The organism is Ruegeria sp. SCP10 (genome assembly GCF_040329495.1).
Lineage (GTDB): Bacteria > Pseudomonadota > Alphaproteobacteria > Rhodobacterales > Rhodobacteraceae > Ruegeria.
The window spans coordinates 467,988-483,101 of record NZ_JBDZYF010000001.1 but is presented as its reverse complement, the minus strand read 5'-3'; the positions used below and the strand labels follow the sequence as shown (position 1 = coordinate 483,101).

Below are 15,114 nucleotides of genomic sequence, written 5' to 3'. Positions count from 1 at the left end.
AGCGGAAAAAAACCGGTTAGTTCCAGTTGCAACGTCAAGAAATTGCGAAGGACACCGGGTGGATAACGGCTCAATTCAAATCGGCAAGGCGGCCCTTTGGATGACAGGGGCCATTCTGTCATTTTCCTCAATGGCAGTGGCCGGGCGAGAATTAAGCCTGCATCACGATACGTTCGAAATCATGATGTATCGCAGCTTTGTGGGCATCGTGCTGGTCGCTCTGGTGCTGAGCGTATCCGGCAAATGGCATCAGGTCACAACCCAGCGACTTGGCCTTCACGCCGTACGCAACGTGCTGCATTTCACCGGGCAAAACCTGTGGTTTTATGCAGTAGGAGTGATTCCCCTGGCCCAGGTGTTTGCACTGGAATTCACGCAACCGATCTGGGTGATCCTTCTTTCGCCTCTGTTGTTGAAAGAGCGTCTGACTCCGCTGAAAATGCTGGCCGCCCTCATCGGTTTTGCCGGTATCTTGATTGTCGCCCGCCCCGGAACGGCGCCGTTAAGCCCGGGGCTGATAACCGCCGCAGCGTCTGCAATTTTCTTTGCGTTTACAACGATTACCACGAAAAAGCTGACGCGCTTTGCCAGCATCGGCTGCATCATGTTCTGGCTGGCGGTGATGCAGGCTGCACTCGGCGCAGCAGCGGCCGGTCTGGATGGTCAGATCGCCCTACCAAACGCCCAAACCGCACCTTTTTTGGTTCTGGTTGGATTGGCCGGTTTGCTGGCACATTTCTGCATTACCAATGCCTTAGCAATCGCGCCTGCAACAGTGGTCGTACCGTTCGACTTTGCCCGCCTGCCCACCATTGCGGTGGTTGGCATGCTTTTGTACCATGAGCCCATTGATCATTGGACCATGCTGGGCGCTGCAGTAATTTTTTCCGGCATCTTTCTGAATGTCTGGTCTGAAAATCGTAACAGTTTAGCAACAGTCCATAAGTCTAGTTGCAATAAGTAACGCTCCGTCACCCGTTGACCTTAAACTAACCGAAAAGAAAGTATCGGGCACTAATCAGCGGGTCAGTGTCGAACACACTCAGTTCTATTCACGAAAACCCGCATCGAAAGCAAGGGAGGACAGCAATGAAAAAGGCACTACTCGCCACATGCGCGCTGTGCGTGGGGGCAACGGCAGGCTATGCAGGTGGTATCGACCGAAGTGGTCAAGGTATCAACCTGATTTTTGAAGAAGGAACGGTTGTTCAGTTTCGGCTTGGATATACCGATCCTCGGGTAAGCGGGACGCTTTTGGATGCGAACCCTGCAAGCCCAACCAACGGACAGGTCGTAGACTCGGGCAACGTAACGGAAAGCTTCTTCACCCCGCATTTGGGTTTTAAGACATCGCTGACCGAGCAGCTTGATTTCGCAATCATGTATGATCAGCCATTCGGGGCAGACCTCTCCTATTCGTCAGCTTACCCGCTGTCGATTAACCCGTTGGCACCGACAGTGACCAACACGCTGAACGCGACCGCAGACACCGATGCCATAACTGGCTTGTTCCGCTACAAGTTTGATAACGGTTTCAGTGCGTTGGCGGGTCTACGCGTTCAACGGGTTGAAGCTACTGTGAATGTTCCTGCTGTTAGGGGCTACAATGTTCAAACAAGTGCAGATACTGCATTCGGCTATGTTGTTGGTGTGGCATGGGAAAAGCCCGAGATCGCAGCGCGCGTATCGCTGACATACAATTCCAAAATCTCGCATGACCTGTCGCAAACCGAGACAAGCCTTTCAACTGGAACTGCCGCTACAAACAGTGAAATTGAAACACCGCAATCGGTTAACCTGGACTTCCAGACAGGTGTCGCACCTAAGACACTGTTGTTTGGGTCGGTCCGATGGGTTGATTGGCCGCAATTGCTTTATGCTCCGCCGGTCTACACTGGACCGCTTGGGCAGGCTAACCTGGTGGACTTCGAGGATGACACCTTCACCTATACGCTTGGCTTGGGCTATCAGTTCACCGATGAGTTTTCGGGGGCAGTGACCCTGGGTTACGAATCCAAAGGCGCCGAACCTGTGTCGAACCTAGGGCCGACCAACGGCTTCTGGAGCATCGGACTTGGCGGTACTTACTCGCTGGAAAAAGCCAAGATCTCAGGCGGAGTTCGTTATACTGACATCGGTGATGCCGTTGCGGATGGTGGATTTGGTCAAAACGCCAACTTCACCGGCAACAGCGCTTGGAGCGTTGGCTTCCAGGTTACCTATCAGCTGAATTGATCAGTCCAAATCGCAAGTCTAAGACCCCGCCCACCCGGCGGGGTCTTTCTTTTTCGCAAGAACCGGGTCGCGACGCCTGTCATCAGATGACAAGTTAAGGCCATGGAACCTCAAAAACATCTCTCACCCCGAGCTTGGGCCGAACTGCTGTTGCTCGGCCTGATCTGGGGCGCGTCCTTTGTTGCGATCCGCATCGCTCTGGACACTATCCCAGTTATGACTTCGGTTCTGCACCGGACCTTCTGGGCGATGGCCGCGCTATGGTTGATTGTCTGGATCAAAGGCATTGAGATCCCAAAAAGCCCAAAGGTTTGGCTCGCGTTCCTGATCATGGGCCTTTTGAACAACGCTATCCCGTTTTCACTGATGGCCTGGGGGCAGCTTTACATAGACACCGGCCTGACTGCGATATTGAACGCCGCAACAGCAGTCTTTGGCGTATTGGTCGCCGCGCTGCTCTTTAAAGACGAACGGCTGACACCAAACCGGTTGATCGGTGTGGTCCTGGGGTTTCTCGGCGTCTCAACTGCCATCGGATTAAGCAGTTTCACCGGTTTCAATCTGCAAAGCCTTGCCCAACTGGCCGTACTGGCGGGCACAGTCTCTTACGCATTTGCCAGCGCGTGGGGCCGCAAACACTTGTCAGGTCTGTCTCCTATCCTCGCGGCGGCTGGAATGCTGACGGGGGCAACCTTGCTGATCCTGCCAATCAGTATAATACATGACGGGCTGCCCACACTTGCCCTTCCGGCAGTGACATGGGCTGCCATCGGATACTATGCGATCATCGCAACGGCGGCGGCCTATCTGCTCTACTACCGCGTACTTGCCATGGCAGGCAGTGGAAATCTGATGCTGGTAACCCTTGTGATCCCGCCGGTTGCGATCATACTTGGCTCGCTTTTGCGGGACGAAGCGCTTGGCGCAAACGCCTGTATCGGCTTTGCGATCCTTGCACTGGGTCTGCTGATCTTGAACCGCCACGGCAAGCATGATTGACGCGCCCCCTCGCCCGTTCTAGCAAAGGCGAAACAAAGGGACAGCGGATCATGATCTACGGCTCGGCAAAAGACTGGCGCACAGCCGCGCGCAAGAAAGTGCTGTTTTTCGGCATGTCGGGCTTGGGCAAAACCTATGTGTCCAACATCCTACGCGATTCAGGTGATTGGTTCCACTACTCGATCGATTATCGGATCGGCACGCGCTACATGGGCGAATACATCACCGACAACGCCAAAGCCGAGGCGATGAAAGTGCCCTTTCTGCGGGATCTTCTTCTGTCGGACTCAATCTATATTGGCTCGAATATTTCGTTCGAGAATTTGACCCCCGTGGCCGCCTATCTGGGAAAGCCGGGCGATCCGGCCAAGGGTGGGCTCGAAATGCCCGAATACCGGCGCCGCCAGGAACAGTTTAGATTGGCCGAGATTCACGCCTTGCTGGATACTGAATATTTTATCGATCGCGCTCAGCGCTTGTATAACTATCCTCATTTCATCTGCGACACCGGTGGCTCGATCTGCGAATGGGTCGACCCCGACGACCCTTCGGATCAGGTGATGACTGAGTTGTCAAAGCACACGTTGATGATCTGGCTCAAAGGCGATGAAGAGCACACGGCCGAGCTAATTCGCCGCTTCGATAAAGCCCCCAAGCCGATGTCCTATCAGTCCGAGTTCCTCACCCGCAGTTGGACTGATTACCTGGATCAGCAAGGCTGTTCCGAGGCGGAGGTCGATCCCGACGCCTTCATCCGCTGGACCTATGCTCAGGCGCTGGCCCACCGCCAGCCAAGATATGCCGCGATGGCCAAAAACTGGGGCATCGCCCTCACCGCAGCGGAGATCGGTCGCGTGCGTGATGCATCTGATTTCGATGAGTTGATCGAAGGCACCCTTGAGGCCCAGACCAGGAAAGCCTAATTAGCAGTTTCCGTTACACTTATTGAAGCCTGAACCGATGCCGATCAAAATCCCATCAGACCTGCCCGCCTATGATGTCCTTACAAAGGAGGGCGTCATGGTCATGGCCGAGGATCAGGCGATGCGGCAAGACATCCGGCCCTTACGCATCGGGTTGTTGAACTTGATGCCCAAGAAAATTCAGACTGAAAACCAATTTGCACGATTGATCGGGGCGACACCGCTGCAGATCGACCTGTCGCTGATCCGCATGACGGAACACCGGACCAAGAACACGGCTGCCGCGCATATGGCGGAGTTTTACCGGCCGTTTCAGGAGGTGAAGGATCAAAAGTTCGACGGCCTGATCATTACGGGTGCCCCGATTGAGCATCTGGAATTCAACGATGTCACCTATTGGGACGAAATCAGCGAAGTGTTCGAATGGACGCAAACCAATGTGCATTCCACCTTCGGCGTCTGCTGGGGAGGAATGGCGATGATCAACCATTTCCACGGCGTGAAGAAACACATGCTGGACGCCAAGGCCTTTGGCTGCTTTCGGCACCAGAATTTGAATCCGGCCTCGCCATTTCTGCGCGGGTTTTCAGACGATTGCGTCATCCCCGTCAGTCGCTGGACCGAGATGAAGCAAGCTGAGATCAATGCCGCACCGGGTCTGAACATCCTGTTGGGCAGCGAGGATGTCGGCCCCTGCCTGGTCGAAGACCAAAAGCACCGTGCGCTCTATATCTTCAACCATTTCGAATATGACAGCGATACATTAAAGCAGGAATATGATCGGGACGTGGCCAATGACACGCCAATCAACGTGCCGATCAACTACTACCCGGATGACGATCCTGCACAAACGCCTCAAAACAGGTGGCGCAGCCATGCGCATCTGCTTTATGGCAACTGGATCAACGAAATCTATCAGACAACACCGTTCGATATGGATCAAATTGGCCGCTAAGATACTGATATCATTTGCCGTACTCCTGCTAGGCTTCGCCATTTTTATAACTTGGCGCAGCACCCAGATCGAAGCACGGGCCGAGGCCGCGTTCCCTCCGGAAGGTGAGATACTGGATGTCGATGGGGTCGCTGTCCACGCTGTTGTCATGGGCGACGGGCCGGATGTTGTCTTGATCCACGGCTCCAGCGGCAACACCCGCGACATGACCTTTGCACTGGCCCCGATCCTAGCCGAACATTACCGCGTGATTGTGTTTGACCGGCCCGGTCTTGGATACTCGGCCAGCTTCAACCCGGATGGCGAAACTATCATTGAACAGGCCGACATCCTGCAAAAGGCCGCTGCTTTGTTGGGGGCAGAAAAGCCAATCGTTGCAGGACAAAGCTATGGTGGATCGGTCTCGCTGGCCTGGGCCGTGACACGGCCTGATAACATCTCGGCCCTTGTTTTGATTGCCCCGGCCGCAATCCCCTGGGAAACGCCTTTGGATGGATTTAACCGCCTCGCCTCAACCTCAACTGGCAATGCTCTGGCCTTGCCGTTGATCACATCCTTTGTTCCAAACTGGTATGTGGACCAGGCGATGGATCAAGTCTTTGCCCCACAAACCACGCCAGAAGGCTATGCTGCGCATTTCGGACCCGAACTGACGATGCGCCGCGCATCTATGCATGCCAATGCCAAGCAGCGAGCAAACCTCCTGGACGAAGTCGCCGCGCTACAGCCGCGCTATTCAGAAATTTCGGTTCCGACCGAGATCGTGCATGGAACAGCGGATGATACGGTTGGGCTGGAGTGGCATTCCCACAGTCTGATTGACCAGATACCAGGTGCTGAACTCATCGAGCTGCCGGGGATCGGCCACATGCCTCAGGTCGTCGCGGCTGATGCGGTCGCAGCAGCAATTGATCGCGCCGCAGAACGCGCGGGTTTGCGTTAAGCGGTCAGCTAATCCATAGTAACTTATGGATTTATCATGAGGTGATGCATGGCCCGGACCGAAAAAGACGCGATCACGGCCTATTTCAACAAGAAAGCCCCCAAGGACGTACGCACGCTGATCAGGGCGGCCGAAAAAGGCGATATCCTGAACCCGACCTATCCTTATGCTCGAAAAATGAAGTCGAAAGACTATGACGCTCAGATCGATGCGCTACAGATCGAACTGGTCAAGATGCAGTCTTGGGTCAAAGAAACCGGCGAGCGGGTAGCGATTATCTTCGAAGGCCGTGATGCCGCGGGCAAAGGCGGCACAATCAAGCGGTTCCGCGAAAATCTAAACCCACGAGGTGCACGCAATGTTGCGCTGTCCAAGCCCTCGGACGCCGAGCGCAGCCAATGGTATTTTCAGCGCTACATCCCTCATCTGCCTGCCGCGGGTGAGATCGTGTTTTTTGATCGCAGCTGGTACAATCGCGGGGTGGTTGAGAATGTCTTTGGCTTCTGCACGCACGAAGAACGGGAGCGCTTTTTTCGTCAGGTCATTCCACTGGAAACCGGTTTGGTCAATGACGGCATTCGACTGTTCAAGTTCTGGCTAAATGTCGGTCGGGCCGAGCAGCTCAACCGGTTTTTGGCACGAGAGACCGACCCGCTAAAGCAATGGAAACTCAGCCCGATCGACGTGGCCGGTCTGGACAAGTGGGATTCGTATTCGGAATCGATCTCCGAAACCTTAACCCGTTCACATACCGAGAAAAGCCCCTGGACCATCGTCCGTTCAGACGACAAAAAACGCGCTCGTATTGCGGCCATACAGACGGTCCTACATGCGTTGGATTATGATCAAAAAGATCGCAAGGCCTTGGGCAAGGTGGACGCGAAGATTTGTGGCGGGGCCGAGATATGGGAAAGCTGAGCACTTGAGCAATACGTAGTCGAAATGACAGAAACTGGCCTCAATTCGGCCACGTCATTGCCGTTGATACAACTCATGGTGCACAAAAAACCCAGCTTCGAGACAGGAGCCGGTCATGGTTGAAGAAATTTTCGCGGCGTTCCGTCACCCTTTCGAACTGTTCTTCGACCCGTCCCAGCGTCTGTCTTTTCTACATATGGGCGCGGCCCTGGCCTTTGCGATCTTCGTCTTTTATCGATCCCGCAAGAATTTGAAAGGGTTGATAAAATGGCTGCTGCCTTGGGATATCCTGACGCATAAATCCGCCAAGGCCGATTATGTGATGTTTTTTGTGAACAAATCCATCATCGCGGCGATCTATGCATCGGTCCTGATGCACGTCTCGGTCTGGTATGCGCTCGTGGAAAAGATCACGGGACCCGCTGGTCCAGGACCGTCAGAGCCATCCTGGACAATATCCGCGTCTATACGCTCGCCGCTGTGCTGGCTGTGGATGGGGCGCTTTGGCTTGGTCACTACATCTTCCACAAGGTTCCATTCTTGTGGGAATTCCACAAGGTGCATCACTCTGCCGAAGTGATGACACCGCTCACTGCAACACGCATGCACCCGCTGGAAGACATCGTTTCGCCCTCCATGAGTGGTTTTGCCGTTGGCGTTGTCGTTGCGTTGTTGGATCAGTATTTTGGCACAGGTGCGCGTGCCTTTACGCTGTTTGGCCTGAACATCGTGATTTTTCTGTTCTTTGTGGTCGCGTTCAACCTTCGACACAGCCATGTCTGGCTTCAGTATCCCAATTGGATTCAACATGTCTTTGTCAGCCCCGCCCAGCATCAGATCCACCATTCGAAGGCGCGCAAGCATTGGGACAAGAACAAGGGCTTCATCTTTGCCTTTTGGGATTGGGGCGCCGGGACACTGTATTCGCCTAAAACCAATGAAAACGTCGAATACGGTCTAGGTAACGGTGAAGACGGAACCTGGAACAATCCTGTGACGCTGTATTTCCGGCCTTTCAAGAACGCGTATGAGCTGTTCAAAAAGGACCCGCGCGGTGCTTTGACGCGCCAACCGGCGAAATCAAAGGCGAAACAGGCGGTTGCACCCGAAAGCTCAGCCGAAACCAATTAGTGTTTTAGTAGCAGCTAGATGAAATCCTACGCGTCAAGCGTTGGACGAACTCTTGCGGATACTCTATCTCTTTAGATTCAATAACCTATTGAACAAAGAGCTCTGAGGCCGGGATGACGAAACGCGGGTACCACCACGGAAACCTGAAACAAGCCTTGATCGAGGCCGCGTTGTCCCTAATCGAAGAAAAGGGGCCAACGGGCTTTACGCTGTCCGAGGCCGCCAAAACCGCGGGTGTCACACCTGCCGCTGTCTATCGCCACTATCACGGGCGCGAGGACCTGATAGCCGAAGCGGCAAAACAGGGTTTTGAGATGTTCGCTGACCTGATGCAATACGCCTATGACCAAGGTCAGCCTTCGGCTTTAGCCGCGTTCGAGGCCACAGGGCGCGCCTACCTGGCTTTTGCCCGAAAACATCCGGGCCACTATATTGCGATGTTCGAAAGCGGCGTCTCATTGAACCGCACGCCCGAGCTGTCGCTGGCCGCGAATCGTGCCAAATCCGTGCTGGAAAAGGCAGCTGCAGATCTGTCGCAGCATATTCCGCCCGAAAAGCGCCCTCCTGCCTCGATGTTCAGCGCACATATCTGGGCGATGAGCCACGGCGTGGTCGAGCTGTATGCCCGCAACACGGGTGCAACATCGCCCTTCCCGCCCGAGGATCTGCTGGAAAGCGGCATCGGCATCTATCTGCGAGGTTTGGGTCTGGTCCCGCAGGACGATTGATTAGTTCAAACGCGCCCGCTGCCCTGAGGGACACGCAGGCCAGGTGTGACATTTATCAGGTCCATGTCACCCATTCCCTTGATCGCAACGCGCCCGATATCCGACACCTGAAACTCGTCAATCAACGCGTATTTCATCTCTTCCGGAGCAACAATATGCATCGGGTTTGCAAAGACCTGTAGACGCGCAGCTGTGTTCACCGCAGGCCCGAACACGTCGTAAACATATTTCTGAATACCCACGACCGACCCAACAGCCGCGCCCATGCCCAGACCAATCCGGGCCTGCCATTTATGGGGGTGGCTTTCGTTTCGACGCTCGAGATATCGCAGAAAGCGCACGGCGCAATGGGCTACAGAGGTTGCGTGATCAGGCGTGGCGTCCGGCATACCCGAAACAGCCAGATAAGCATCGCCAATCGTCTTGATCCGCTCACAACCGAACTGTTCGACGATCCGATCAAAGGCCGTGAATATATCATTTAATTCGCTGAGTGTGACGGTTGGATCGGTTTTGGCGGCGAAATCGGTGAAGCCGACAAAATCCAGCATCACCACCGAGACTTCTTTGTACAACTGAGGCGTCACAACGCCAAAGGTTTTGAACTCTTCGTAGACCGCGCGCGGCATGACGTTCAGCAGAAGACGCTCGACCCTCTCTTTTTCACGCTCCAACTCACGGGTGTTGCGCTCTACCATGGTCGAGTAGCTGTCGATCATGCTTTCAAGCTCACGAATGCGAGTGATGTTCTGGCATTCAACAATCAGCAGTTGGTCTGACAGTTCATTGGTCAGCGAAACGGTGACCGCAAAGACCAGTGTGCGGCGCTTTGGTTTGATCTGTAACTCAACAGAGTAGCGTAGTCCGGACTGTTTCACATCATCCAGTTCACGCAGATCAAGGTCAGGGATAAGGTCCAAAAGCGTCTGTTTCTTTTCGGGCGTGCCGAACCATTCCGAGAAAGGACTGTTGTGAAAGACAAACTTCAGGTCCGACGCCCGCACGATTGCTACGCCGACCCCGATCGCGCGTAGTAGTTGTTCATTGATGGCATGAATGCTCATGCAGCGTGCCGAACCACTATGATCGAACGTTTGTTTTCAATCGCGCCAAGGGCCGTTTGGATATCCTGAGCGGATACACCGTGCATCTCCAAAGCTTCACCAAACAGCGCAGCCATCTCGTCAAAATCCGCATGCGTAATATTGAGATGGCTGTGAACCGCCTTGATCCGCTCATCACTGAATGAAGCCGGGCCGCCGATCAAAGAGGATACAAACTTGGTCTGATGATCAATCAATCGAGGCATATCGATATCTTCGAAATAGTCCCCGATCTGGTCGGACTCTAACGCCATTTCATAAAATGACATCACCACCCGGCTGATCGTTTTGAAACCACCGTATTTCTCATAAAGCGTCTGTGCCACACGAATACCCGGGTGCTACCTTTGAATAACACCATGAGACTACATCAAATTAATGGTTTTGTTAACGTTTAACGGGTCAATGCACCTGCAACCTGTGTATCTGCTGAAAAACGTGACATCGGATTGTGAGTCAGCGCCTATCTGGTTCCGTGTGTTTGATCATATGCGGATACAGCAGGTTGCACATGTGCTGATCGCGCTTCATCACCCGGATCGTAGACCTCGATCAACAAGGGATAGCAGGCGGCGGTGTCCGACGAATGCTCTGACGAGCAATCACCGCCTGGACAGGCTGACAGGCCAACGGTCAAGTCGATTTCGGCGTAAAATTCAAGATAATCGCCGGGGCGCACCGGGCTGGCCTTCATGAAATACTGCCCTGTCTCTTGTGTGAATCCGGTGCACATGAAAACGTTCAGTACGTCGTGTACAAGCATCTCGGCTTCGTGCAAGTGCAGTTCACGATGCTGAGCCAGCGCGCGTGTCAGGTTCGAATGGCAGCAATAATGGTAGTCTTGGCCCGACAGCAAACGTCCCGTGTACGGATCGCACCGAGTGCCAATCACATCATGGACCGAGCCGCCAAAAGCGTCGAACCCGTACCAATCCAGCGTATCGTCAACGATAGTCGCCATCGGGCGCAGGAAAGGAAAGCTGGACCACATTCGGTCACCCGTCGACAAATGCGTGCCATGCAATGCGCGGGTTTTGCCGGAATAGAACCGCTCCGACAGGTTGTGGGTATTCCACAGGTTCAAATCCCCAACCTGCGAGCCTTCGACCGAAACGATGCGAAAAAAGGCACCGGCAGGCACGTCGATACAGGCAGCATCGCGCGGTGCAGCTGTCACCTCAGCCGATTTACGAGCTGTTTCGCGCAGTGCCTTTAGCCCATTCAGATTTGGCTGCACCAAGCTATCAGAAGGGTAGCAAATGACCGGCTGAATGGCCTGACGCGCCGCCGCATCAAAAGGCGCTGCGTGTTTGGGATTGTCAGATTTCATAGGCTAACTCCGGACCAAGTATCAATTGTTCCGTAACTAGTTAGCTTAGTTTCCAATCAACAACCATGCCAGCATCGAGCTGCCACAAGAAACACATACCCAAAGCCGCCTGCGCGCCAATCGAAGGTTCCTATCAGCAAGGGCTGATGGCGGAGAGACAGGGATTCGAACCCTGGAGACGGTTTCCCGCCTACACACTTTCCAGGCGTGCGCCTTCGACCACTCGGCCACCTCTCCGTGAGCGGGATACTTGAACCATCGTTGGGGGATTTGCAAGGGCCGAATAGCGCGAAAACTCAACCTTTCACAGGCAGATCTGAAATCGGGCTAAGGCTCATCTCCGTCACCGTCAGACAGATCCGCCTGAGTCAGATCGGCGGGCTTAGAAGAGGCCTTTCTGGGTTTCTCCTCAGGCTTGGTGACAGGCGATTGCGCCTGCAGCACCTCTGGGTTCCGCAGCCAGAGGTCACGTTGAGCGAACGGAATCTCGATACCTGCTTCGGTGAAGCGTCGGTTGATTTCGTGGTTCATGTCGGACTTTACTGACAGCACCCAGTTTACATCCCGCAGGATCGCCCGGATTTCAAAATCCAGCGAATCCGCGCCGAACCCCTGGAACACGACGCTGGGCGCTGGGTTCGCCAGAACCATGGGATGTGCGTTTGCAATCTCACCCAGGATTGTTTCAACCTGCTGTGTATCGGTGCCATAGGCGACACCCACCGGCACGATTACGCGGCCAATTGTATTGCCTCTTGTATAATTGGTGACCACGCCGGAAATCAGGTCCGAGTTGGGGACGATCACATCTGTACGGTCAAATGTTTCGATCCGCGTTGACCGGACCGAGATATCGCGCACATAGCCCATCATTCCGTTTACATCGATCCAGTCGCCTTTGGAGATCGGTCGCTCAACCAACAGGATGATACCGGACACGAAGTTCGATACGATGGTCTGCAGACCAAACCCAATACCGACAGACAGGGCACCCGCGACAATAGCAAGCGATGACAGATCAAAACCTGCCACCATAATTGCGACCAAAGCCGCCAGGAAAATCCCAACATAGCCCGAACCGGCCACAATCGCGTTCTGGCCACCCGGATCGATACTGGTTTTGGGCAGCAACGAGTTTCGCAGCCCGCTTTGCAACAATCGTGTCAGCCCATAACCGATCACAAATACGGCGACAAAGGTCAGGAAGTTACTGGGCGAAATTGTAATCCCACCGATGTTGAACCCTTGCAAGAGGCGCGACCAGACCTCTAGCAAGTCCGTTTCACGTGCGCCCCAGTAAATCGCCAAAATCGGCAACGCCAGTATCGACAGGGCAAACCCGACCAAAACTGCGAATAGAGAATCCCGCGCGGCATCGCCCTGCCCTGTGATCCAGCCATAAACCTGGCTGACAAAACGTTGGATGATGACCAACGCAGCGATCAGAACAAGCGTCTTAACAGCAGGGAAGACAATGGCCTCGGCCGCGTTGATATAGCCAAAAATCGCCAGAAAAGGCGTTGTGATACCCAGCAAGAAAACAGCGCGGCGCAAAAATTCGATTACTTGTGTGAAACCGGCGCTGCGCACCGTGCCCGCCTGATCGGAACCCTCGAACCTTATATCGTTGGTTCGAATTTGCCGAACACGTAGTAGCAAAAGTGCAGTGACCACGATCACCGGGAAACTGACAACCGCGCGGGTCGCATCAGAGGTGTTTTCAATCTGCTCGAACAGCAATGCCAACTCGTGCAGGATCAACATGATCGCTAGAAGATCAATGTAGATGCGCAATTCTGTGATTCTGGCAGGGGAAATACGCTTAAAGTCGTTCGCAGCGCTCATCACGTAAATCTGACGGCCAATCCAATCGTAAAACAGAATGATCGCAGCCCAATAGGGAATCTCATCCAGCAGCAAAGTGCCCCTCAGACCAAGAACATCGGTCATGTCGATTGCTGTCACGATAGCGACGACCCCGATCCAGGGCAGAACAATCCGAAGCAGAGAAATCACAAAGGTCCATGCGCCTGCACCCCTGCCGCCGAGCCTGCGCAAGTAGTCCCCGCCTTTTTCGGACCAATGCTTACCAAAGATCAGCAAAACAGCGGAAAGCACCAGCAATATAAAGATGCCTAAACCACGATCGGTGACCTGTTCGCGAACAACGTCTGTTCGCATGTTCTCGACCGTTTCATTGATGAGGCTGCGGAAGGCCTCTTTCACGTCCACCCACGCCGGACCCCAATAAACCGGATTGATCGGAGATGGCCCTTTTTCAAGCAGTTGCTTTTTCTGACGCTCGCGCAGAATTTGATCAATCTCGCTGATCAGCCCATTTGCCCGGCTAAATGCTTCCTCAGATATGATCCGAGGGACCCGCAGACTATTGAGCTGGTTTTCGAGATGTTCGCGCAACGCAGCGATGTCTTCAGGTTCTGAGGCATCACCTTCAGGCTTGGGGCCCAGGGCCTTTAATTGGCTTTCAAGGGTCTGTATCCGCTCGGTGTTGGCGCCACGCGCCCTGTTAAAATCTTCGCGATATCCATTAATTTCCGAGCGCAAGTTCTCCATTGCGGCATTCGATGCTCGGTTTGCATCGATCACCGCCTCAGCCCGGTCCGCCGTCTTGATCCAACCCTGATAATACTCACTCTGCCTGTCGGTCAGTTGCGCGGTAGCCGCGCCAACTAGCCCGAACATGCAAAAGATCACCAGCGTCAGACACAGGCGGACCTGTTGCAGCATCAGATATCCTCGAAAACGCCGGGGATTTTACGGGGAACTTCGGTCATCCAATCAGGCACCGGCAGCTCTTTTTCCCGCAGGAATTCCGGGTTGAACAGTTTCGACTGATAGCGCGTGCCATAGTCGCACAGAATGGTCACAATGGTATGGCCTGGCCCCAAATCCTTGGCCAGACGCACAGCGCCCGCCATGTTGATCGCGGTCGACCCGCCCATGACCAGACCTTCTTCGCGCAGCAGATCGAAGATATAAGGCAAGGCTTCGTTATCGGTCATCTGATACGCGAAATCGGGTTTAAACCCTTCGAGGTTCTTAGTGATGCGCACCTGCCCGATGCCTTCGGCAATCGAGCCGCCCTCCATCGCGATCTCACCGGTGGTGTAGTAGGAATACAGCCCCGCGCCCATCGGATCGACCAGACCGATCTTAACGCCTTTGGGCTGCAACGCTTCGGCCACACCGGCCAATGTACCGCCCGACCCGACCGCGCAGACAAAACCGTCCACCTTGCCGTCGGTCTGTTCCCAAATCTCAGGCCCGGTGGTTTCAACATGCGCCTGACGGTTGGCAACGTTGTCGAACTGATTGGCCCAGATCGCGCCATTGGGTTCGGTCTTGGCCAGTTCCTCGGCCAAACGACGCGAGTAGTGCACAAAGTTGTTGGGGTTGCGATACGGAGCGGCGGGAACTTGCACCAATTGCGCACCCGCAAGGCGCAGCATGTCCTTCTTTTCTTCCGATTGAGTTTCGGGGATGACGATCACCGTCTTGAACCCCATCGAGGCGCCAACCAGTGCAAGGCCTATCCCGGTATTGCCCGCGGTGCCTTCGACAATGGTGCCGCCGGGCTTTAGCTCACCTCGGGCAACCGCATCGCGAATGATGTAAAGCGCCGCGCGGTCTTTGACGGACTGGCCTGGGTTCATGAACTCGGCTTTGCCGAGGATCTCGCATCCGGTCTCTTCACTGATGCGTTTCAGCCGGATCAGCGGTGTTTTCCCGACTGCGTCGGCAAGGTCTCGTGCAATGCGCATGGCGCCCTCATGTCATTTGGTATCAGGCAAGATTTACAGCCGCGCTGCCGCAACCACAAGCGCGATA

At 54.5% G+C, this 15,114-nt stretch carries 15 protein-coding genes and 1 tRNA gene; 10 read left to right on the top strand and 6 right to left on the bottom strand.

The genetic code is table 11. From position 1 onward, the window contains the following. Positions 1-58: 58 nt before the first annotated feature. From ABLN87_RS02440 to ABLN87_RS02395, 10 genes are all read left to right on the top strand, one after another. Positions 59-964 carry a DMT family transporter gene (locus tag ABLN87_RS02440; RefSeq protein ID WP_353007202.1) on the top strand — a complete coding sequence of 302 codons (906 nt, stop codon included), beginning with the start codon at positions 59-61 and terminating at the stop codon, positions 962-964. Positions 965-1,089: 125 nt separating this feature from the next. Then, positions 1,090-2,235, top strand: coding sequence for an OmpP1/FadL family transporter (locus ABLN87_RS02435; protein ID WP_353007199.1), 1,146 nt, complete (start codon positions 1,090-1,092; stop codon positions 2,233-2,235). A gap of 102 nt (positions 2,236-2,337) precedes the next feature. Further along, positions 2,338-3,234, top strand: a complete 897-nt coding sequence (locus tag ABLN87_RS02430; protein WP_353007196.1) for a DMT family transporter — start codon at positions 2,338-2,340, stop codon at positions 3,232-3,234. A 50-nt stretch (positions 3,235-3,284) separates the two neighbouring features. Continuing rightward, a complete protein-coding gene (locus ABLN87_RS02425; RefSeq protein ID WP_353008367.1) occupies positions 3,285-4,157 on the top strand; it encodes an ATPase in 873 nt (290 codons plus the stop codon). A gap of 37 nt (positions 4,158-4,194) precedes the next feature. Next, positions 4,195-5,112 (top strand): homoserine O-acetyltransferase MetA, encoded by a 918-nt coding sequence (metA, locus tag ABLN87_RS02420; protein ID WP_353007194.1) that lies wholly within the window; start codon positions 4,195-4,197, stop codon positions 5,110-5,112. Continuing rightward, complete coding sequence (locus ABLN87_RS02415; RefSeq protein ID WP_353007192.1) at positions 5,102-6,055, top strand: alpha/beta fold hydrolase; 954 nt, start codon at positions 5,102-5,104, stop codon at positions 6,053-6,055. Before metA ends, ABLN87_RS02415 begins: the two co-directional genes overlap by 11 nt. 48 nt (positions 6,056-6,103) lie before the next feature. Next, entirely contained in the window at positions 6,104-6,973 is an 870-nt protein-coding gene (ppk2, locus tag ABLN87_RS02410; protein ID WP_353007190.1) for a polyphosphate kinase 2, read from the top strand. A gap of 115 nt (positions 6,974-7,088) precedes the next feature. Further along, positions 7,089-7,553 (top strand): hypothetical protein, encoded by a 465-nt coding sequence (locus tag ABLN87_RS02405; RefSeq protein ID WP_353007188.1) that lies wholly within the window; start codon positions 7,089-7,091, stop codon positions 7,551-7,553. Beyond that, positions 7,454-8,104, top strand: a complete 651-nt coding sequence (locus tag ABLN87_RS02400; protein ID WP_353007185.1) for a sterol desaturase family protein — start codon at positions 7,454-7,456, stop codon at positions 8,102-8,104. Before ABLN87_RS02405 ends, ABLN87_RS02400 begins: the two co-directional genes overlap by 100 nt. A 113-nt stretch (positions 8,105-8,217) precedes the next feature. Then, on the top strand, positions 8,218-8,832 hold the full coding sequence (locus ABLN87_RS02395; RefSeq protein ID WP_170530110.1) for a TetR/AcrR family transcriptional regulator: 615 nt from the start codon (positions 8,218-8,220) through the stop codon (positions 8,830-8,832). A gap of 5 nt (positions 8,833-8,837) precedes the next feature. Here the strand turns inward: ABLN87_RS02395 and ABLN87_RS02390 are convergent, their stop codons facing one another. The 6 genes from ABLN87_RS02390 to ABLN87_RS02365 form a co-directional block, all read right to left on the bottom strand. Continuing rightward, positions 8,838-9,896 (bottom strand): adenylate/guanylate cyclase domain-containing protein, encoded by a 1,059-nt coding sequence (locus ABLN87_RS02390; protein ID WP_353007183.1) that lies wholly within the window; start codon positions 9,894-9,896, stop codon positions 8,838-8,840. Further along, a complete protein-coding gene (locus ABLN87_RS02385) occupies positions 9,893-10,261 on the bottom strand; it encodes a group I truncated hemoglobin (protein ID WP_353007180.1) in 369 nt (122 codons plus the stop codon). Before ABLN87_RS02385 ends, ABLN87_RS02390 begins: the two co-directional genes overlap by 4 nt. Before the next feature lie 137 nt (positions 10,262-10,398). Beyond that, positions 10,399-11,265, bottom strand: coding sequence for an urea carboxylase-associated family protein (locus ABLN87_RS02380; protein WP_353007178.1), 867 nt, complete (start codon positions 11,263-11,265; stop codon positions 10,399-10,401). 147 nt (positions 11,266-11,412) lie between these two features. Further along, a tRNA-Ser gene (locus ABLN87_RS02375) sits at positions 11,413-11,502 on the bottom strand. A 90-nt stretch (positions 11,503-11,592) separates the two neighbouring features. Beyond that, positions 11,593-14,013, bottom strand: a complete 2,421-nt coding sequence (locus ABLN87_RS02370; protein WP_353007176.1) for a DUF3772 domain-containing protein — start codon at positions 14,011-14,013, stop codon at positions 11,593-11,595. Then, on the bottom strand, positions 14,013-15,047 hold the full coding sequence (locus tag ABLN87_RS02365; protein ID WP_170530120.1) for a cysteine synthase A: 1,035 nt from the start codon (positions 15,045-15,047) through the stop codon (positions 14,013-14,015). The genes ABLN87_RS02370 and ABLN87_RS02365 overlap by 1 nt, the downstream gene beginning before the upstream one ends. Positions 15,048-15,114 lie beyond the last annotated feature (67 nt).

Bases quoted from the DNA above. Each gene is read 5' to 3' on its own strand.
- ABLN87_RS02435 (WP_353007199.1), top strand. From the start codon at position 1,090: ATGAAAAAGGCACTACTCGCCACATGCGCGCTGTGCGTGGGGGCAACG.
- ABLN87_RS02430 (WP_353007196.1), top strand. From the start codon at position 2,338: ATGGAACCTCAAAAACATCTCTCACCCCGAGCTTGGGCCGAACTGCTG.
- ABLN87_RS02425 (WP_353008367.1), top strand. From the start codon at position 3,285: ATGATCTACGGCTCGGCAAAAGACTGGCGCACAGCCGCGCGCAAGAAA.
- metA (WP_353007194.1), top strand. From the start codon at position 4,195: ATGCCGATCAAAATCCCATCAGACCTGCCCGCCTATGATGTCCTTACA.
- ppk2 (WP_353007190.1), top strand. From the start codon at position 6,104: ATGGCCCGGACCGAAAAAGACGCGATCACGGCCTATTTCAACAAGAAA.
- ABLN87_RS02405 (WP_353007188.1), top strand. From the start codon at position 7,089: ATGGTTGAAGAAATTTTCGCGGCGTTCCGTCACCCTTTCGAACTGTTC.
- ABLN87_RS02395 (WP_170530110.1), top strand. From the start codon at position 8,218: ATGACGAAACGCGGGTACCACCACGGAAACCTGAAACAAGCCTTGATC.
- ABLN87_RS02390 (WP_353007183.1), bottom strand. From the start codon at position 9,896: ATGAGCATTCATGCCATCAATGAACAACTACTACGCGCGATCGGGGTC.
- ABLN87_RS02380 (WP_353007178.1), bottom strand. From the start codon at position 11,265: ATGAAATCTGACAATCCCAAACACGCAGCGCCTTTTGATGCGGCGGCG.
- ABLN87_RS02370 (WP_353007176.1), bottom strand. From the start codon at position 14,013: ATGCTGCAACAGGTCCGCCTGTGTCTGACGCTGGTGATCTTTTGCATG.
- ABLN87_RS02365 (WP_170530120.1), bottom strand. From the start codon at position 15,047: ATGCGCATTGCACGAGACCTTGCCGACGCAGTCGGGAAAACACCGCTG.